The organism is Mycoplasma enhydrae, from assembly GCF_017116825.1.
GTDB classification, from domain to species: Bacteria; Bacillota_I; Bacilli_A; order Mycoplasmatales; family Metamycoplasmataceae; genus Metamycoplasma; species Metamycoplasma enhydrae.
Genome location: NZ_JAFIRD010000001.1, coordinates 216,084 through 237,822 on the forward strand (window position 1 = coordinate 216,084; position 21,739 = coordinate 237,822).

The 21,739-nt window shown below is 26.9% G+C and carries 15 protein-coding genes and 1 tRNA gene; 9 read left to right on the forward strand and 7 right to left on the reverse strand.

Features of this window, described 5'->3' with window-relative positions:
* The first annotated feature begins 37 nt into the window (after positions 1–37).
* The 3 genes from JXZ91_RS00975 to JXZ91_RS00985 all read left to right on the forward strand — a co-directional run bounded on the left by JXZ91_RS00975 (position 38) and on the right by JXZ91_RS00985 (position 3,835).
* Positions 38–997: an ABC transporter ATP-binding protein gene (locus JXZ91_RS00975; protein WP_205851146.1), complete on the forward strand. Its 960-nt coding sequence runs from the start codon at positions 38–40 to the stop codon at positions 995–997.
* 7 nt (positions 998–1,004) lie between these two features.
* Entirely contained in the window at positions 1,005–2,882 is a 1,878-nt protein-coding gene (locus JXZ91_RS00980; RefSeq protein WP_205851147.1) for an ABC transporter permease, read from the forward strand.
* Positions 2,883–2,968: 86 nt separating this feature from the next.
* Positions 2,969–3,835 carry an ECF transporter S component gene (locus tag JXZ91_RS00985; RefSeq protein WP_241006053.1) on the forward strand — a complete coding sequence of 289 codons (867 nt, stop codon included), beginning with the start codon at positions 2,969–2,971 and terminating at the stop codon, positions 3,833–3,835.
* Positions 3,836–3,876: 41 nt separating this feature from the next.
* Here the strand turns inward: JXZ91_RS00985 and gyrA are convergent, their stop codons facing one another.
* Both gyrA and trmB read right to left on the reverse strand, forming a co-directional pair.
* Positions 3,877–6,627 carry a DNA gyrase subunit A gene (gene gyrA, locus JXZ91_RS00990; RefSeq protein ID WP_205851148.1) on the reverse strand — a complete coding sequence of 917 codons (2,751 nt, stop codon included), beginning with the start codon at positions 6,625–6,627 and terminating at the stop codon, positions 3,877–3,879.
* Positions 6,628–6,754: 127 nt separating this feature from the next.
* A complete protein-coding gene (trmB, locus tag JXZ91_RS00995; protein ID WP_205851149.1) occupies positions 6,755–7,360 on the reverse strand; it encodes a tRNA (guanosine(46)-N7)-methyltransferase TrmB in 606 nt (201 codons plus the stop codon).
* Positions 7,361–7,519: 159 nt separating this feature from the next.
* Between trmB and JXZ91_RS03585 the strand changes: the two genes are divergently transcribed.
* Positions 7,520–8,134 carry a DUF402 domain-containing protein gene (locus tag JXZ91_RS03585; RefSeq protein WP_205851150.1) on the forward strand — a complete coding sequence of 205 codons (615 nt, stop codon included), beginning with the start codon at positions 7,520–7,522 and terminating at the stop codon, positions 8,132–8,134.
* A gap of 37 nt (positions 8,135–8,171) precedes the next feature.
* Here the strand turns inward: JXZ91_RS03585 and JXZ91_RS01005 are convergent, their stop codons facing one another.
* The 5 genes from JXZ91_RS01005 to JXZ91_RS03590 form a co-directional block, all read right to left on the reverse strand.
* On the reverse strand, positions 8,172–9,194 hold the full coding sequence (locus JXZ91_RS01005) for a variable surface lipoprotein (RefSeq protein WP_205851151.1): 1,023 nt from the start codon (positions 9,192–9,194) through the stop codon (positions 8,172–8,174).
* A 159-nt stretch (positions 9,195–9,353) separates the two neighbouring features.
* On the reverse strand, positions 9,354–11,549 hold the full coding sequence (gene ftsH, locus JXZ91_RS01010) for an ATP-dependent zinc metalloprotease FtsH (protein WP_205851152.1): 2,196 nt from the start codon (positions 11,547–11,549) through the stop codon (positions 9,354–9,356).
* Between the two features lie 78 nt (positions 11,550–11,627).
* Positions 11,628–12,566: a tRNA lysidine(34) synthetase TilS gene (tilS, locus tag JXZ91_RS01015; protein ID WP_205851153.1), complete on the reverse strand. Its 939-nt coding sequence runs from the start codon at positions 12,564–12,566 to the stop codon at positions 11,628–11,630.
* Between the two features lie 4 nt (positions 12,567–12,570).
* Positions 12,571–13,125 (reverse strand): aminoacyl-tRNA hydrolase, encoded by a 555-nt coding sequence (gene pth, locus JXZ91_RS01020; RefSeq protein ID WP_205851154.1) that lies wholly within the window; start codon positions 13,123–13,125, stop codon positions 12,571–12,573.
* Position 13,126: 1 nt separating this feature from the next.
* Positions 13,127–15,397, reverse strand: a complete 2,271-nt coding sequence (locus JXZ91_RS03590; protein WP_205851155.1) for an ATP-dependent DNA helicase — start codon at positions 15,395–15,397, stop codon at positions 13,127–13,129.
* 144 nt (positions 15,398–15,541) lie between these two features.
* Between JXZ91_RS03590 and JXZ91_RS01030 the strand changes: the two genes are divergently transcribed.
* From JXZ91_RS01030 to JXZ91_RS03470, 5 genes are all read left to right on the forward strand, one after another.
* Positions 15,542–15,617, forward strand: a tRNA-Arg gene (locus JXZ91_RS01030).
* A 119-nt stretch (positions 15,618–15,736) separates the two neighbouring features.
* Positions 15,737–17,002: a serine--tRNA ligase gene (gene serS / locus JXZ91_RS01035; protein WP_205851156.1), complete on the forward strand. Its 1,266-nt coding sequence runs from the start codon at positions 15,737–15,739 to the stop codon at positions 17,000–17,002.
* A 10-nt stretch (positions 17,003–17,012) separates the two neighbouring features.
* Complete coding sequence (locus JXZ91_RS01040) at positions 17,013–17,846, forward strand: DNA adenine methylase (protein WP_205851157.1); 834 nt, start codon at positions 17,013–17,015, stop codon at positions 17,844–17,846.
* A 20-nt stretch (positions 17,847–17,866) separates the two neighbouring features.
* Positions 17,867–18,736 (forward strand): type II restriction endonuclease, encoded by an 870-nt coding sequence (locus JXZ91_RS01045; RefSeq protein ID WP_263774060.1) that lies wholly within the window; start codon positions 17,867–17,869, stop codon positions 18,734–18,736.
* Positions 18,737–18,910: 174 nt separating this feature from the next.
* A complete protein-coding gene (locus JXZ91_RS03470; protein ID WP_205851158.1) occupies positions 18,911–21,718 on the forward strand; it encodes a DEAD/DEAH box helicase in 2,808 nt (935 codons plus the stop codon).
* Positions 21,719–21,739: the final 21 nt, after the last annotated feature.

Genomic DNA, 21,739 nt, shown 5'->3' on the forward strand with positions numbered 1-21,739 from the left:
AACGAGGTGACTTTTTATTTTTTGTTACAATTTTGTTATGAAAGAACATGAAAAAATTTTAGAAAATGAAGATTTGGTTATACAAATAACCAATTTTTCCAAGAAATTTAAGAAATTTGAAGCTATTAAAGACATCAGTTTTAATATTGAGCGAGGTAGCATTCATGGTTTCATTGGACCTAATGGTTCAGGTAAGACAACAACTATAAAATCTATTATTGGAGCATATAGATCAAAGCCTGGTCAAATTAAAATTTTAAATTGGAAGCCAGGAAGTGAAAAGGCAAACCGATTAATTGGTTATATACCTGAGAAAGCCAGTTTTCCTAAACACCTAAACACAATTGAATATTTAACAACAATGGCAACTTTTAGTGGTATTAAATTAAAAGAAGCTAAAATCAAAGCATTAGAAATACTAAAAAGTATTGGACTAGAAGAACATAAAAAAAGAAATCCTAATGATTTTTCTAGTGGAATGAAGAAAAAAATATTGTTGGCTCAGGCGCTAATTATTAATCCAACTATCTTAATATTAGATGAACCTGCTGCCAACTTGGATCCTGTAGCTAGAAAAGAACTATTTGATAATTTAGTAGAACTACGAAAACAAGGTAAATCTATTTTTATCTCATCACACATCCTTAGTGAATTAGAAAGAATAATTGATAGTGCAACTTTTATACATAATGGAAAAATACTATTTTCAGGAAGAATAGATGATGTATCTAAAAATAAAAATCACTTATATATAAAAACTTCTAATAATCGCAAAACTAAATCTTTAATAAAAACTGAACTAAACATTGAAGTTGAAGGTGATTTAAAATCAGAATTAATAATTAAAAATGTTAATGAAGAAGTTAAGAAAAACATTATTAAATTGATTATGGAAAATAAAATAACATTGCATTCATTAAGACACAATGACCTACAATCATTTTATGATAGTTTATTAGAAAACAATAGAAAGGAACAAGATGTCAGTGATATATAGAGATCAGATGATCAAATATTTAAAGTCTATATCTACATGAGTTACGACAGCTGTAGGTATTTTAATCATTGGACTTCTTGCGGCTTTAATACCTAATTTAGCTATCAAAGTGAATAGTCCTAATGCTGAAATAAAATACTTAAATGCAGTTAGTTTCATTCCTTCAGTTATATTGTCATACCTAACTGGTTTTGTGACAATATATTCAGGAATTAAAGCTTCTTCCATGTGTAAGGATGAAATTGAAAATGGAAGTTTTCTTTCAATATTAGCTAAGCCTATATCAAGAACCAAAATTATAGTTAGCAAATGATTCGCTTTACTAACCATTATTATCCTTCACTTATTTTTATTAATTTTAAGTTACATAATTTTTATATATGCTACTGATGTTGGAAAAAATTTTAAACCACAACTTGAAATTATCAATAAAAAAACATTAACTGATAATGTATGAAGAGACGGTGGAGAAATATTTGGAATTTTAATTCTTTTATCTTTACTTTTTAGTTCAATTACACTTTTAATTACAACTAAAGCTTCTCTTTCAGCTTCGATAGCTGCTACTGTATTTATTGGGGTAATCATTCCAGTTAGTTCTGTTTTTGGTTCATTTACTCAAAAAGAAACATACAGAAAAATAAACGGTAGATATTTAGATAATATTAAATTACTTATTTCAACAACTAATAAACAACTTGAAAAGGAAAATATAGGTTTTGACAAAAATTCTGAAATTTTTAGCACATTTAAAAATTTAGATGAAGCCATTAATGAATACAAAATTATTGAAAAGAAACATTTAAAAGATAATCTGGCAGAAGTAGGCTTTTTTACAAATGAAAAAAATCCTTTCCATTTTACTAAATTTTTAGACCTTAATTATCAAAATAAAGTTTTAATAAGTGCTTCTCATTCTGGAGAGACATTTGGAGCATCATCTGTCATCGACAATTTTAGAGAAGCATTTGAAGTAAAAAATTATTATTATAAACCTATGCAAGATGATAGTTTATACAAATCCCGTGACCTAGAAATTACTGAAAAAGATAAAGTTTTCAAAGAAAAATTGATTACTAGTCTTAAAGATTTGGAAGGTGTTAGAGATAGTGGTTTTAAATTACTATACAATGTAATTAATGAATTCAAAAAACAAATTGATAAAGTTCCAGGAACTGCAAGTTTAGTAAAATTAAATTTTGAAAGAAAAGACTTATTATTAATAGCTGCAATTATTGAAACATACAAAAATTTAGCAACTAATGCTGCTTTAACAACTGCTTTAGGCAATATTAAAAATAGTGCTAAAACTGATAATATTATTTCTTTAGATAATTTCTTACCTGTGGTATCAGTATTTATTGAAAGTTATAATACTAAAACAAAAAATTTAAATCAATATTTAAAGAACGTTCATGAAAATAATGAATTAGATTCAACTGCTATATTTTTAATTCTATTAAATAACGTTTTTAAAAATAATAAAAACTTGCTAAATGAACTAGAGAAACGAAAAAAAGATAAAAAAATTAAAGTTGATCAAAATATGATTAAAGGTTTATTTAGTGCATATTACAATTTAGAATCACCAATCGCAGGAATTTTATTTAATGATTTTGCTATTGAAGCTATCACTAAAACTTACAAAATTAAGAGTGAAAAGCATTCATTTGGCAAAAAAATTGGTGATTTTGAAATAACAGCTAAAGATAGTGAAGCCTTAGATAAAGTTTATTCTTTATATAAAGCTAAAAATCATCACTTAGCAAAATTAACAAGAGTCCCATATATGGACAGAAGAGCTAATATAGCATTTTATTCATTGTTAACAATAATTTTAACATTTACAAGTGTCTATATACTAACTAAACAAGATTTTAGATAAAAGTCTTAACTAGCCTTAAAGGGCTAGTTTTTTTATAAAAAGTATATAATTTCTTATAATTCAAATTTGAAGGGTGGTGATAGCAAATGATTTTAAATTTTTTTCAAAAAATAAATCGAGATATTAAAATGAAATCCTATCGATTTTCAATTTTTGAAATTTCATTATTTGGCTTATTATTAGCACTTTATATGATTGCTGCAGTAGCTGAAAAATATATTTTTGTGGGGGCGTTCAGAATTAGTATCACTTATGCCTTATTTGTTATATTTGGACTAGCCTTAGGACCTTGAAGAGGGGCGTTTTTAGGTATCTTATCAGATACTCTTAATCAAGTTATATTTGGTGTAAGCACATGAATGATTGAATATGCAATTATACCTGTGGCTATAGCATTTTTATCAGGTTTTATCTTTGTAATCCTAACCAAAAAAGATAAGTTTACTTGAATATTTGGTTTATTATTTCTAAGCATTTTGACAATTATTTTTGTTAGTGTAATGGCTACACAATATGATTCATTACCAATTGGTGAAACTTCCATAAAGCGTTCTAAAAAGTTTACAACAGCAGCTATTTTAGCCATTGGTTCAATTGGCATATTATTAATGTGAATTAGTTCAATAACATTTTTATGTTTATACTTAAAAACTAGAAATGTTAAAACTAAATTCTCAACTCAATTACTATTTAGTGTTTTATTAACTGTATTTGCAATTTTAATTTTAACTAGATGATTGTGAGGACCTTTTGCTTATATAAATTATTACAATCGTTTTAGAGGTGGAAATTGAACATATTCTCAATACTATTTCTTTTTTATGATTCCTATTATTTTTAAGAGTTTAATTGAAATTCCAATTTATACTTTAATCATTTTTGCTATTTATCCAGTCATTGTTTTAATTAGACAAAAAGTTGCATTCGCTTCAAAAAAAGAAAGTGCATATTAAAAAATGGAACTTACTAGTTTTTATTAGTAAGTCCATATTTTTTATTCTTCTTCGTTTTGAATATCTAAATCATCTTCGATTGATTCTAAATTATATTCTTTAGTAATTTCTTCAAACTCAGTTGGAGTAAGTTCACGGTCTTCTTTTTCTTCTGATTCATCATTAATTTTAGCTACACCAACAATTGAAGCGGTTCTCTTTTTTAAATTAACAAGTTTAACACCCTTAGTGTTTCTTCCTGTTATATTAACTTGACTTAATGAAAATCTAATTGTTAGACCATCATCAGTAATAATAATTAAGCTTTCATTACCCTTTACTACTCCTGAATAAGCTAGTTCACCAGCTTTAGATTCATTAAGCGCAATAACACCACGAGAATTTCTTCTTGTTTTTCTAAAATCAGTTGCAAGTGATAATTTACCAAACCCATTAGCACCTAAACTGAACATGTATTTACCTTCAGCTGAAGTTGACACCGATACAACACGATCATTGTCATTTAGTTTAATTCCAATAACCCCTGAAGCCCTTCTGCTTTGAGCTGTAATGTCCGAAATATCAAATCTACATACTTTAGAATTATTGGCTGCGATATATATTTCTTCATCATTAGTTGCAACTAGTGCATCCACTAATGAATCGTTTTCTTTTAGACCAAAAGCAAATTTACCATTTCTATTAATTGATTTATATTGGTTAAGTTTTGTTTTCTTAACAATACCATTTTTAGTTACAGTTAATAAATATTTATCTTGATCATATTCATCATCGTCAATACTTAGGATTTTAATTATTTTTTCGTCTTTTTCTATTGAACTAATGATATTTACAATTGGAACACCTTTTGATTGTTTTGTTCCAATTGGAATTTCATATCCTCTAACTCTATATACTCTTGCATTTGAACTAAAAATTAATAAATCAGTATGAGTATTAGCTACAAGAATATCTTGAATATCATCGTCTTGATAGGTTTTAGCTGTAGAAACTCCAATTCCACCACGTGATTGTTCTTTATATTCGTTTATATCAAGTCTTTTTAAATAACCCTTTGAAGTAATTGTAATTACGACATCTTTTTTTGGTATTAAATCTTCATTATCAATATCTGACATTTCATCTCAGTTGATTTCTGATCTTCGTTTATCACCAAAAGTAGCTTTTATTTCTTGAAGTTCGCTAATAATTAAGTCAATTAAAGCATCTTTATTGCCTAATATTCTTCTATATTCTGCTATTCTTTTATTAACTTCTTCTAATTCATCATTCATTTTTTCAATTGCTAAACCAGTTAGTCTACCTAATCTCATATCAACAATTGCTTTAGTTTGAATTTCAGTTAATTTAAATTCTTTTCCAAGTGTTGCTTGAGCTTCAGCATCTGTTTTTGAACTCTTAATAATAGCAATTACACGATCAATATTTTCGACACAAATTTTTAGACCTTCTAATATATGAGCACGAGCTAAGTCTTTGTCTAAATCAAATTGTAATCTTCTTGTAACAACATTAATTTGGTGTTTTAAATAAACTTCTAGCGCTGTTTTTAAATTTAGTCTTTGCGGCTCATTATTTACAAGGGCAACCATATTAAACGAAAATCTAGTTTGAAATTCTGTTAATTTAAAAATCTTATTTAATATAACTTCAGGAACGTATGTCTTTTTAACTTCAATAACAACTCTAATACCATCACGGTTAGATTCGTCTCTAAAGTCTGAAATTCCTTCAATTTTCTTATCTTTTACTAGATTACTTACACTTTCAATTAAGGTTGATTTATTTTTACCATAAGGTATTTCTGTAATTATTATTCTAGACTTGCCATTGCTTAATTCTTGAATATTTGCTTTTGATCTAATCGTTACTCTACCAGAACCGGTTTCATAAGCTTTAATTAGACCTTCTTTGTCAAAAATTGTTCCACCAGTAGGAAAATCTGGTGCTTGAACATATTCCATTAATTCAGCTATTGTAATATCAGGTTTTTTAGCCAAAGCACAAACCCCATCAATAACTTCACCTAAATTGTGAGGTGGTATGCTAGTTGCCATACCAACTGCAATACCAACAGAACCAGAAACTAAAAGGTTAGGAAATCTTGATGGTAAAACAACAGGTTCTTTTTCAGTTCCATCATAGTTATCAATAAAATCGACTGTATCTTTTTTAATACCATCTACCATTGCTCCCGCAATTTTTGACATTCTAGCCTCTGTATAACGCATTGCAGCAGCAGAATCCCCATCTATTGACCCAAAGTTACCATGTCCGTCAATTAGTGGGTAACGTAATGAAAAATCTTGTGCCATTCTAACCATAGCTTCATAAACTGAACTATCACCATGTGGGTGATACTTACCTAAAACATCCCCAACTATACGAGCTGATTTTTTATGTTGCACATTGTGAAACATTCCTAGTTCACTCATGCCATATAATATTCTTCTATGTACAGGTTTAAGTCCATCACGTGCATCTGGAAGAGCACGTGCAACTATTACGCTCATTGCATATTCTAAAAATGAGCCCTTCATAACTGTGGCAAGATCAGCTGGTTTTAAACCGTTTTTTTCACTGTCTAATACTTGGTTTTCAAGAATGTAACCTTCTTTTTCTTGGGGTATATCTTCATCGTCGTCATCTTCTTCAACAATTACAGTTGATTCATCATTAAAAACTCTGTTGATTTCTTCGTCCACTTGATAATAAATACTATCATCGTCACTAGTATTTTTATCTTCAATTTCCTTGTCTAGTTCCTTGTCTTTTTCGTCATCGAAAAGCATAAAGCCTCCTAAAAATAATATATTACAAAAGTAATATATTAATTATAGCAAAAAATTGTTTAACTCTACATTAAACATTTATACATTTTTTTAAAAAATAATCTGATTTCGAAAAGAAAAATAATAATTAAAATCTAAAAGCTATAAAATAAATATTTTTACCTTCATTCTTAAATTTTAGTTCATAATCTGTAAAAAAATTCTCATTTAAATAGTTAGAATTATGAAAATCATTTGTGTGAAATAAAATTTCAGCTCCAAAGTTTTGAATTTCTTCTAAAGCAAAATCATATAGTATTTGATTATCACTTTTAAAATAAACTAATCCATCAGTCGACAATATTTTTTGATATTGTTTTAAAAAATCTCTATAAACTAAGCGTCTTTTGTAATGTCTTTTTTTGGGTCAAGGATCAGAAAAGGTTAATCATATTGTTTTGATTTTTCCATCAAAAATACTCTCTAAATTGATAGCATCAGCAACTATAATTTTCATATTAGATATTTCTCTTTCATTTATTTTTTTAAGTGCCAAAAGAGCTGGAGTTGAATACTTTTCAATTCCAATATAATTATTTTTAGGATGTGATTGGGCCATTTCAGATAACATTTTTCCTTTTCCCATACCAATTTCTAAAATGGTGTTTTTGGAAACTTTGTAAGGAAAATCATTAATGAAAAATTCGCTTTTTTTCAAAATATCAAGGGCGTTTTTATTATGTCTAAGTCTCATAACTAATAATTTTATATTACTTAGTAATTTAAATACAATTAATTTTAATGATTATTTACGATGGCGCGCCTTTAGTTTATAATTAAATTAGTAATTAATTAAAAAAAGCAATTAATTGATTATTAAAAGTAATTTATTTATTTAAATATATGGAGAAACATGAATTCCGATAAACCAATTAGAAGTTTTCATGATTTAATTGAACAAGAGTCATTAGAAAAAAAGGAAACCCGAAAGCCGCGTAAATTATTTGAGATGGGTCAAATAACGGCCATTCAGGCTTTCAAATATGATGGCACATTATATCGACAATATGAAGGTTGCAAGATTGTTGCCAACTTGGATGATTTTGTTGTTGCGTTATTAATGAAAACAAAAGTGCAAGAAACTGATTTAAATTGGGTAGTATCTACACCAATGTTATTTTTCTTTGCTAAAAATAAGTTTTATAATGCTTCTATTACACTTTATCCTAATAATCAAAATCACATTTATGTGAATTTAGCTAGTCCTTTTTATATTGATAATGGAACCATTAAATACATAGATTTTGATTTAGATATAAAGTGTTATTCAGATGGAGATTTTAATGTTATAGATTGACCTGATTTCAAGAATTCAATTGAGGCCTATAATTATCCCTTGAAATTAATATATAGAATTTATACTGAACTTGATTTTTTAGAAGAACAATGAAGACTAAAACGTGGTATTTTTTCTAAAAAACTTATTCAAGATCTTAAGGATATGCTAATTAATTTAGGAGATATATAATTGAAATAAAAACCTCACGAGTGTGTGAGGTTTATTATTATAATAAAATTTCAATTTCGCCTGATTCTGAAGATATGATTGGGTCTGCACCCTTATTATAAATAGCAAATTTATAAATTAAAACTAATGTTTTTTCTGGACCGTTGACTTTAATTTTGTAACTTATTTGTGAATTAATTGAGGTTTGTCCTTTACTATTTTTGTATGTAGGTTTAGTAGGGTGCGCTAATTGAACTTGGTGTCCATTAACAACTAGTAATTCAGGTTTTGAAGGTGATATAATTTTGTGACCTGCAGGAAGGTTTTTTCAATCTGGTCTTTTATCTTTTTCAGTAATTACAATTGAATGGTCTTTGTAATCATATCATAAACTGATTTCTCACTTTTCAAGACGTTCAATAAGTTTTTTATAGCGAGCAGCTTCGATTCTATTAAAATCAAATATCTTTTCTTTTGATAATTTGGTTTTTAAATCAGCAAAATTTACATCTCAAACTTCGATTTCAGCACTCTTAATTTTAGTTTCTAGTTCTGTTTTTAAGGCTTTTAATTCTTCAAGTGTTTTTTTGGTTTTTAGTTGTTCTTTAGCTCAAGTAACTATACTTTTAAATTTTGCTTTTAAAGCTGGACTTATTTTTGCATCAGTATCTTTTTTTTCAAGTGAACTTATAATATTGCTTACTTCTTTTAGTTTTGCTTCAGGAGTTTCAGTTTCTTTATCCCCAGGTTTATCTTCGGGTTTATCCTCTGGTTTTTTTTCTGGAGTTTTTGGTTTTTTGATTTCTTCAATTTTTTTAATTAATTCTTCTCTGATTTTTTTAATATCTTCATCAGTTTTAGCGGCTTTTTGTTTAGTTTCAGCTTCTGTAATAGCTTCATTAATTTTTAAAACTTGTTCAGCACTTAGTTTTTTATCAGCATTTTTAGCTAAATTTTTAGCGTTTGTAATTTCTGTAGCTAATTTTTTAGGTTCTGATTCTTGACATGAAGCAGAAATGAGTGGTGTCGCAATTGCTGCTACACTAGCTATTGGTAATAAAAATTTTAAACTTTTTTTCATATTTTTTTCCTCACAATATATTTTATATATAACACCAATTATATAACATTAATTTCTAAACGTGTCTATGTTGGTCTATTTAATAATTAAAAAGATTAAATTTAAGACTTTTAAGGGTATTAAAAAACTTATGCTATTAAAAGCATAAGTATATTTAAATTATTTAGTTTCAGGTTCATCTTCTTGTTTAGAATCAATATCGTGTTTCTTTAATTCTTTATCTAGATCATTTTTATATTTGTCTTTTGAAATTTGTTTTTGACCAGATACTTCATTAAATAAGGTTTCAAAATCTTGTTTTGAATATTCTTCTTTTAGAGTTTCTTTGGTTTTGGTTATCGCTTCTGGAAGTTTCATATTTTTAGCAATATATTCAATTTCTTCAGCAACAATTGTTTCTCTAATAATTAAAGCATCTTTAATTAATTCTAGTAATTCACGATTTTCTGAAATTATTTTATGTGCATTTTTTTCTGCAGTTAAAATAATTTTTCTAATTTCTTCATCAATTTCTTGACCTACTTTGCTTGAAAATGATGCGTTTTTCATATAATCACGACCTAAGAATGGGTTTGAAGAATCTTCTTCATACTTAATTGGACCTAAGTCTGATAAACCTCATTCGGTTACCATTCTTCTAGCAATTGTTGTAGCTTTAGCAATGTCATCACTTGCACCAGTAGAAACATTATCTTTACCATAAATAATGGCTTCAGCTACTCTACCGCCCATGAATGATGTTATTATTGCAATTAATTCTGATTTAGAACGATTGTATTTTTCTTCTTCAGGCATCATTAAGTTATAACCACCTGCTTGACCACGAGGGATAATGGTAATTTTTTGAACTTTATTACCACCTTTTAGTTTTAAACCAACAACAGCATGCCCGGCTTCATGATATGCTACAGCTATATTTTCTTTTTCAGAAATTGTTCTTGATTTCTTAGCAGGTCCTGACATTACACGGTCAATTGCTTCATCAATTTGTTCAATAGTTATAAACTTAGTGTTTTCTCTAACACTTAATAATGAAGCTTCATTGATTACGTTTTCAAGTTGAGCACCTGAAAAACCAGGAGTTCTTCTTGCCACTTGTGAGAAGTTAATTTTAGGATCAATTTGTTTTCCACGTGAATGTAATTTTAAAATTGATTCTCTTTCTTTTATATCAGGTAAGCCAACAGTGATAATTCTATCAAAACGACCTGGTCTTAATAAAGCAGGATCTAAAACGTCAGTTCTGTTTGTAGCTGCCATAATTAGAATTCCGCTATTTTCTTTAATTCCATCCATTTCAACTAATAGTTGATTTAAAGTTTGTTCTCTTTCATCGTTTCCTCCACCAATACCGGCTCCACGAGATCTTCCTACAGCATCTAATTCATCAATAAAGATAATGGCTGGAGAATTCTTTCTTGCTTCTTCAAACATTTCTCTAACACGTTTAGCACCTAAACCTACAAACATTTCAACAAAGTTAGAAGCAGAAATGAAATAAAATGGAACATTAGCTTCACCAGCAGTTGCTTTAGCTATTAAGGTTTTTCCTGTTCCGGGAGGGCCTCCTAGTAAAATTCCTTTTGGAATTCTAGCTCCAGCTGCATCATATTTTTTAGGATTTTTTAAATAATCCACTAATTCCATTACTTCTTCTTTTACTTCCTCATTTCCAGCAACGTCTGAAAACTTTTTGTTTGTATAAACTCTTTGAGCTATTGTTCGAGAACCAAAACCAGATATTTCACCACCTAGTCCTCTTTTTGTATACATTCTTAAGGTAAAAGTAATTGATAGTACTAAAACACCAATAAATATTACATTTAATGCAGGGCTAATAAATCTATTAAATATACCTGGTCTTGGGGCTGGTACAGAAGAAATTCTACCAACTGTTCCTATATCAGTAGCTGCACTAGTAATGATTGAAATATAATCAAGTCCTGCTACAGAAGTCCCATCTGCTCATTTTTTTATTGCTTCTGGTAGTTGTCTTTGTAATAAACCACTCACATTAACAGTAAAATCATATGAGGTTCTTGAAAAGTTTGATGCTCCCAATAAATCTCGCAAGACATTTGCGGGTGCTTGAATTGTGACTGAAATAGTATCAGAATATGGATTTTCAACCCAATTTGATATATATATGCCATCATTAGAACCTTTTAATGATTCTTTAACAACTTTTTCTAAAAAACTAAGGTCTTGATATCTAATTGATGCTGCTCTAATTTGATCCACAGCAATCATAATTAAAACAATTAGAGCCACAATACCAATAAATATTCCAACTATGGCAAAAGGCCCAAGTTTTTTACGTTCTTTTGGCTGATTTGTTTTGTTGTTCTTGTCCATGACTTAGTCTCCTTTCATGAGATTATATAGTTTATAAACTATACCAAAAAAATTAATAGTTAAATTATAAATAAAAAATTATGTTTCTTTAATTTTTAATATGCCGTTTTGCTTAATAAGCGAAATATTGTTTGATATCTTAAAAGATTTGAAATTTTTTTGTGATAAAACAAATACATGTAATGATTGAAGTTTTGCATAAGATATTTTTGCATTAGGTATATTCCTATGAACAAATTGAAACATAACCTCAGGACCACACATATGAATAAAGTGAAAATTTTCCTTCAATCATTTATAGGCAAATTGTTTTTTTTCTAGTTCTTCATATAATTCTTCTGCCACTGAAAATTTCACTAAATTTATCTGAGTTTCTATTCTAATTTTTTTATGGACCCTGTTTTTTTGGTCTAAACTCATTTTCTTTAATTTTAGTCTAATTTTGTTTCTAGTATATATAGGTTGTTCATTTGAAGAATCTATAGCATAAGGAACATTATTTTGAGTGCAAAATTTTTCAATTTCATCCTTAAATCATAAATTTACCATTGGCCTAAAAACTTTCATTCCATTAATATTAACTAATGAAGGTATGCCAAAAATTCTTGGCTTTCGTTTGGTTTCTTTTTGAAATAAATAAGTTTCAATTGAATCATCTTTGTGGTGTGCTAATACTAAGTATTTAGCTTTGTATTTATCATACAATTTTTTATAAAAATCATATCTTTGTTCTCTGGCAATTTTTTGAAAATTACCTTCATATTTGTAGTCTTTATCAATAGATAAAATTTCATATTTAATGTTGTGTTGTTTGCAAAAATTTTCAACTATTTGCTGATCTTTTCAAGAATCTTCTCTTTTGTTGTAATTAACTGTTGCCACCACTATATCTAAATCTTTCATTAAATATAGCATTCACATTGAATCAGGTCCACCACTAACACCTAAAATAAATCTTGATTTTAAACCAATTCTTTTAACTATAAATTCATATTCAAATTTTTCATCTAAGCTCATAATTCTACTTACTGTAATTTTTGTTTGAATATTTATTCATTACATATCTAATATCATTATTTATAAACTGAATTAAAGCATCAGAAGCTTCTTCGATAACATTTTCTATTATCTTGGAGTCTTCAAAACTAAATTTACCTAAAACAAAATTTACTAAATTTTCGTCTCGGCCAATTCCCACCTTAAGGCGTTTGATTTCGTTGGTGTCTAAATGATTAATAATGCTTTTCATACCATTATGTCCTCCAGCAGAACCTTTTTGGCGAATAATAACTTTACCCAATTCAGTGTCAATATCGTCATATACAATGATAATATCATCAATATTAATGTTGTAATAGTCTACAATAGCTCTAACAAATTCTCCGCTGTTATTCATATATGTTAATGGTTTGGCAATTATTAATTCTTTATCTTTAAAATAAATACCATTAAACTTTTTAGTATTTAAGGGTGCTACTAATTTCTTAGATAAACTGTCAATTATCATAAAACCAACATTATGTCTAGTTTTTTCATATTCTTTTCCAGGATTACCTAAACCTACAATTAATTTCATATTATTTCCTTTTTTGTCACAAGTATTTTATATTTGTGATTCGATTTGAATCATCATCTTTTTCAATGCCGTATTTAAGTGCGCTTTTTTCACCAATAATAACACTATATTGTTTTGCTCGAGTGATAGCTGTATATATTAGTTTCTTGGACAATAATTTTTTAGCCTCAGAAAATAGTACTACAATTACAGCCTTGCATTCACTTCCTTGATATTTGTGCACACTAGTACAATATGCTGGATAAGTGTTTTCTAAAAAATCTGCTCTTGAATAAACTACACTTTTTTCATCATTTTCAAAATCAACAGTAATATGTGTTAACTTTTTATCCTTTGTAGAATTACTCTTAGCAAAAGTAAATCTAGATATATAACCTATTTCGCCGTTGAATACTTTATTTTTTGAATCATTAATCAAATTAATTACTTTATCACCTATTGCAAAACTATGTTCTTTATACTTAATAACTTCCGCTTGTTCGAGAGAACGATAATAATTATTTAAGGCTACATTAAGCTCATCTATACCAGTGTCATATTTATACATTGGACTTAAGACTGCTATTTCTTTTTTGCTGTAGCCTTGTGCTCTAAGCTCTTCTATTTTATTAATTAAATATTCTTGAAGATTAGCTCTTTTACATTCAATCATTTGAGAATTAGCATCTTCAAAAAGTGGCATTTTGCTTTCATTAATTTTTAGGGCATCACGGATAATTTCAAAATTATCTGCTTGACGATAAATTTTAGTTAAAGCAATTGTTTTAAAAATATTTGATTCAATAAAATCTTTGATTAAATACCCACTTCCAATTGCTGGTAGTTGGTCTTTATCTCCTACCAAGATAATTTTTTTCAATGATTTTCTTGTAATTCCTCTTAATAAAGAATAAAAAAGTTCTAAAGGCACCATTGAAAATTCATCAATAATTAAACATTCAACTGAAATAGGGTTTTTGTCATTAACATAAAATTTATTATTTTCAGGATCTCATTGCAACAAACTATGAATAGTTTGAGCTTTAGTGTTATTTTGCTTTGCATTAATATTTATAGTAGCTCTTCCTGTGGGTGTTAAAATTGCTATGTCATTTTTGTGATATTTCTGCAATAAGGTATTAATAATCTCATTAGTTATAAGTGTCTTGCCTGTTCCAGGATTACCGGTAATTAATACAAGTTTTTCATTTAAGGCCGCTTCGATGGCTTCTAATTGGGTCTTATGGAAATTCATTGAAGGTGAATATTTAATATCAAATGAAATATTTAGATCATTTATATGGCCCAATCTTTTAATGACATATTGTTCCATATATATTGAATCTCTTGTAGTAATAAACACTTCATTTTCATAATTTAGATGGATTAAATATCTTTGTTCTAATAATTCTTCTTTAGCTAAATTAAAAAGATTTTCATCGCGCTCTAAATTGTTATCAAATGTAAAAGTAGAAATTGTTTTAAACAATTCACTTTCTAAAATTCTTGTATTTCCACTTCCAAAAAAATACTGCTGAACAAAACTATATAAATAAGTTGAACTTTTATATTTGCTAGCTTCAGGACTAAAGTGTAAAACAATTTTATCAATATCACTAAGACGAGGTTTGTTTTCTTCTTCAGCATCAAAATAATATTGATAAGGGTTTTGTTTATATTCTTCCAAAAATTCTTCAAAAGTACTAAACTTTTTGGAGATTTTTTTATGAAACTGCAAACTAACATTAATTTTAAAAAGTTGGCTGATACTGTTTAAAAAATCGATATTATCTGCTATTGTTTTTTTAATAATAATTCAATCTTCTTCGGCAATACCATAGTTATTAGGTTGAACTAAATTTTTGGAATCTAATATACTACTAAATATATTTTCACCCAACTCTGAAACTAATAAATTCGCTTTTGAATCTAATATACCTTTAAACATTGGCAATCTTAGAACTTTAGTCAAATAACTAAAGTCATTTTTAGATTCTTCTTTTTTAGCTAAAAGTATAGGAGTGGCATAATCAAGATTATAACTATCAGGATATTTAGAGTTTTCATTTTTAATAACTTTAAATTCATAACTCTCGTCGTTAAGAGTTAGTTTTAAAGTTTTAAAAATGTTATCTCTTAAAATAATAGAAATAGAATTATATTTATTTAGTTGTATAGGATTTTTTTCATCATTTTTAATTACATTAAAAGCAGCAATAACAACATCACCTTTTTGTGATTGCCAAAGAATTCTTGTAAATTTGCCTGTAACTAAATAAATTTGATTTTCCATATCTTTTAAATTGTAACATAAAACTATTTGTTGTACTTTAGTTAAGCACTAACTGTCTAAATTCTAAAATTGAAATTCATTTTAAAACTTGAATTAGTTAATTTAGTTAGTTTATAATTAATTAGTTAAATATTAAAAAAATTCGGTCGCATAGCTCAGTGGATAGAGCATCAACCTCCTAAGTTGAGGGTCGTAGGTTCAACTCCTATTGCGATCGCCATTTTTATTTTCTATTTTTTTAATAAATTTAGTTTTGTTTAGTTAACTAAAGGTAGTAATGTTTTATAAAAAAGTGTAAAATTAATAACAATTGATTGAATTAAAAATTAGGGAGTATCTATGATAGATTTAAAATATCTTTTAAAAAATAAAGAAGAAATTTCAAAAAAATTAGCTTCGAGAAATTTTGATTATTCAGTTTTAGAAAAAATATATGATTTAGGTGAAAAAAGAAATAAATTAATTCACAATTTAGAAGTGCTACAAGCTAAAAGAAATGAAATTAGCGAACTGATAGGTATTAAAAAAAGAAACAAAGAAGACACTAGCTTTGAGCTTAAAGAAGTAAATAAAATTAAAGAGCAGATTGAGGAAATTAATAAAGAAACTAAAAGCACAATTGACTTAGTTGATGAACTATTGCTTCAAATTCCAAATATTCCATATGATGATGTGCCTGTTGGTCTAGATGAAACAAGCAATGTTTGCATTGCAGAACATTCAAAATTAGGAAGAGGATTAGTTAAAAACGTTAAACCTCATTATGAAATAGCTACACAGCTTGATATTGTTGATTTTAGTAGGGCTGTAAAGTTAGCTAAAACAAGATTTGCTTTGTATAAAAATGATGGAGCTAGATTAATAAGAGCTTTAGAAAATTTCATGTTAGATACTCATATTGCTAATGGCTATAAAGAAATTATGCCAATGCACCTAGTTAATTCAAGTATGTTATATGGCACAGGTCAATTACCAAAATTTTCAGATGACTTATTTAAAATTGAGAATGAAGATCTTTGATTGATTCCTACTGCAGAAGTTCCTGTTACTAATTTCCACTATGATGAAATATTAGATTTAAATAAACCAATTAAGTATGTAGCATATACCAAATGTTTTAGATCAGAAGCTGGCAGTGGCGGAAAAGACACTAAAGGCTTAATTCGCCAACATGAATTCCATAAAGTTGAATTAGTTAAATTCATCAAACAAGAAGATGGTCTAGTAGAATGACAAAAAACCGTTGATGATGCTAAAAGAATTTTAGAATTATTAGAAATTCCTTATCGTGAAATTTTACTTTCAACTGGCGATATGGGTTTTGGTTCTGCTAAAACAATTGATTTAGAATTATGAATACCTTCAGAACAAAGATATCGTGAAACTAGTTCAATTTCTATTTATAAAGACTTTCAAGCTTTAAGGGCCAAAATTAGATATAGAACAAATGATAATAAAACAAAATATGCTTATACCATTAATGGTTCAGGATTAGCTATAGACCGTGTGGTTGCTGCTATTTTAGAAAATTATCAAAATCCTGATGGCACAATTAGTGTTCCTAAAGCTCTAATACCTTATATGCAAAAAGAAATTATTGGATAATTATTTAAATATGAAAAGAATAAAACCTTTTGTAAAATGGGCAGGTGGAAAAACAAAGCTTATTTCAACAATTAAAGAGCTAATGCCCAAAAAATTCAATAATTATTTTGAGCCCTTTGTTGGTGGAGGAGCTTTATTTTTTGATATTCAACCTAAGCAATTCCATATAAATGACTTAAATGAAGATTTAATTTGAACTTATAGATGTTTTTCTAGTTTAGAAAATTTTAATAAATTAAAAAATGAGCTATTGGTTCACCAAAACAGTAATAGTGAAGATTACTTTTACATTATAAGAAATATGGACCGCATGAAAGATTATTCTAACATCGATGAATGCAAGAAGGCAGCTAGGTTAATTTATTTGAATAAGTCTTGTTTTAATGGGTTATATAGAGTTAATTCTAAAGGTTATTTTAATGTTCCATTTGGTAAAAGAAATGAAATAATGTGCTTTGATGAAGATAACTTAAATAGAATTTTTGATTTTTTCAGTTTAAGTAATGGCAAGATTACAAATTATGATTTTGAAGAAGTAATTAAAGAAGTTAAAAAAGGGGATTTTGTTTATTTTGATCCACCATATGATGTTTTAGATAGCAAAGACTCTTTTACTTCTTATAATAAGCAAGGTTTCAATAAAAACGAACAACAAAGATTATTTGAAGCCTATAAAAAATTAGATGAAAGAGGTGCATTTTTAATGTTGAGTAATCACAATACTCAATACATAAATGAACTTTATAAGGACTATAACATAAATATAGTGAAAGTTAAACGTTTAATTGGTTCTAATGTGGATAGTAGAAAATTTGTTGAAGAAGTTATTATTACCAATTACTAATATTTTGGATGAGGAACAAGATGAAAAGAAATTTTAATGATTGAATTCAAACAATGTCATTTAACATATTGTCATATGAATATTATGTTGATTTTGAAAAAGTTTATAAAAACACTAATGATTTAAAAATACATTTAAATTTACTAAATTCTTTGATTGGAGCCAAAGAAATAGAAGGTGAATTTCGCGAATTGATTACTAAATATCCCGAGGTATTGAAAACTATTCCAATTTTACTGGCCAAAAGAGAGAAAGAAATAGTATGTTGAGATGGTGAAATCAATAGAACTTATAACTTTTCTAGTTCAAAAAATGCAACATTAAACACAGTTGATGACTATTGTTATTTTATGAATAAAACAGGTTTATTCAATTTAATTTCAAATCACATCATTAATAATTTATATGATTATGTAATGGGTGTTGAAGTGGGGCTTAATTCTAATGCTAGAAAGAATAGAACTGGGCATATTATGGAAAATCTTGTTGAATATCATATACAAAAAATGGGCTTTAAAAAAGACAAAACTTATTTTAAAGAAATGAATGTTAAAGAAATCGAAGAAAAATTTAATCTAAATTTAAATGAAATTTCTAATGATGGTAAATTATCTAAAAGATTTGACTTTGTTTTTAAGTCTAATAATATAGTTTATGCATGTGAGTGCAATTACTATAACAATAAGGGTTCAAAAATAAATGAAACTGCTGGGCATTATAAGGAAATAGCTAGAAATGCCAAAAAAATCAAAAATTTTAAATTTATTTGATTTACAGATGGTTTTGGCTGAACTGGTTCAAAAAAGATTTTAAAAGATGTTTTTTTGGAAATTGAACATTTATATAATATTAATGATTTAAAAAATGGCATTTTAAATGCATTAAAATAAAACCAAGGGTTTTAAATTGTATTTTAAACACTGGATGTTTTTGAATTAACAGTTCAATAACTTCGGTGTTTTTTGTATATTACAAATTCTCATTTAAGTACTGTTTTTAAGCATAATATTTATGGTTTCTATATTATAATTAAATGAGTATTGAAAAATTATGGAGAATAATAAATGGAAGCCAATTTTAAAAAGATCAATGGAATAATTCAAATATATAATGAAACAAATGGATGTTGAGAAGAAAAAACTGATGAAATTGAACATCTGACTGGACCTCATTTTGACACCACTTATAAAAAGCATTGAAAAATTACATACAAGAATAATACTAAAAGGACATTTTGTTATGGACTATCAAAAATGAATTTTTTTTATCCATTAATAAAATTGAATTGAGAGAAGTATAATTTATTAATTGATAATTGCAAAATTGTTAATGCTAAAGAAATTTATACATATAAAAATAAACTTTATAAAATAATTACTATAAATGATGAAATAATAACATCTGATGATGTTAAAAAAATTAACATAAATAATTCTTCAAATATTACTAATTATTTTTGAGGGTTATCAAAAAAGGCAGAAGAATTAACTAATGAAGAAAATGCTTTGAACTTTTTGGCTCAAAATTATAGTAGAAATCAAGTTAACATTAATTCAATTTTGTTTAACTATTTAAAAGGAATTAAACTTAAAAATTTGTGTTCAAAACCAAAAAAATATATAGTTCCGTTTAGTTTTAATGAAGATCAGTATTCAGCAATTGAAAAAGCTTTTGAAAGCAATGTATCAATAATTGAAGGGCCTCCAGGTACTGGTAAAACACAAACAATACTAAATTTAATAAGTAATATAATATTGTCCAAAAATACTTGTGCAATTATTTCAAACAATAATTCAGCTATAGAAAATATTTATGAAAAATTAGAAGAAGAAGGCTTTGGTTTTTTAGCAGCCAAATTAGGTAATAGCAACAACGTAGAAGAATTTTTTAATAAGAATGATAATGATGATGAGAGAAATAAATTATTGCATTCTGAAAATGAAGAAAATGAAAATTGAATTAACGAATATACCAAATTAAAAACTCAAGTAGATAAAATACTGGAATTAGAAATAGAAATCTCCAAGTTGAAATCTGAAATAAGTGATTTAAAAGTTGAACAAAATAATCATGCAAAGAAACAAAATAATGTAATTAATATTAATAAGAATTTAAATGTAAACAACTATATTAGATTAATCAATAAACTAGAAAAAAGCAAAAGAATTAATTTATTATGAAGATTCAAAATAAGACACAGCTTTAAAGTTAATTTCAAAGAAGTTAATTATGAAGACTTTGTTTATTCTTTAGAAAAAATGTTTTATGAAAAAACTTTGAAATCCAAAGAGGAAAAACTAATTATTTTAGAAACTCAATATCAAATTTTAAAAGAAAATAATGCATTTGAAAAACTAAGTCTTTTATCCAAAAACATTTTAATTAAACATTTAAAAGACCATTATTCAAATTTAAATGAATTTAATTTTAATAATAAGAATTACAAGAATAGTTATAGAATTTTTTATAATTTTTTATATAAACATCCCATAGTGCTTTCTACATCGCAATCACTAATTAAAAATGTTCCTAAAGATTTTTTGTTTGACTTTTTAATAATAGATGAAGCCTCTCAAGGTGACTTATTAAGTAGTGTTTTAGCACTAAATTGTGCTAAAAACCTAATCGTTGTAGGTGATTCAAAACAATTAAAGCAAATAGAGGCACAAGAAATTGTTCCAGATTCACAAAAAAGTGCTTTAGAGCTCAATATTCCTGAAGCATATCACTATCATAGTCAATCTATTTTAAGTTCGATATCAAAAGCTATGCAAGATGTTCCAATTACTGTCTTAAGGAAGCATTATAGATGTGATTATGATATTATCAATTTTTGTAATCAGATGTTTTATAACAGTGAACTTATACCTATGAAATCTAAACCGGGCAATCATATAAAAATAATAAAATTAAGTGCTGGGAATCATAATAGAAAAAGTGAAGATGGAAAAGGTTTGTTTAGTGAAAGAGAAATTGAAGAAATAAAACTGCAACTAGAATCTGAAGATAATTTAAATAACATTGGAGTTATTTCGCCTTTCCGTGCTCAAGCTAGAAAGATACAAGAAATTTTTAAAGACACAAATTTAGAATCTGATACTATTCATAAATTTCAAGGTCGACAAAAGAATAAGATCTATTTATCATTTGTTGTAAGTAGCTTAAATCAAAATGATAACAAGGAAGAAAAAAACTTTTTATATGATTTTGTAACTAATGAACAACTTTTAAATGTTGCTATTTCTAGAGCTAAAAATAATATAACTGCAGTTGTCTCAGAAGGTGTTTATAATTCAAAAAATAATATCATTAGCGATTTTATAAAATATGCTGAAAATTTGTACGGCTCAGAAGCAACAATTCAATCAAATATAGTTTCTGTTTTTGATTCTTTATATTTAGCTAAAGAAGAAAACTATAAGAATAATAAGAAGAAGAAAAATAAATGATATGACTCTAAGGCTGAAGAAATTATGGATAATTTAATCCAAGACAATATAAAAAAATATAATGCCTTAGGTTATCTTATGCATGTTCCATTATCTACAATTATTGATGATGCTAGTATGTTAGATGATGAAGAGGAAAAGAAATATGCTTTTCGTTCTGGGACACATGTGGACTTTGTAATATACAATAAAATTACAAAAAAATTTGTTTTTGCTATAGAAGTTGATGGCAAAGAACACTTAAAAGAAAAGCAGAAAGTAAAAGATAATATTAAGAATAAAATTCTAAATGGTCAAAACAATATTAAACTTTATAGATTTCCCACCTATGGTTCAAATGAAATTGAAAAACTAAAAGTAATTTTTGAAAATGAATTCAATAAAATGCTTAGTGATTTTCAGTATTTAAAGAAATTAGATTAACTAAAAACCAAGCACTACTAA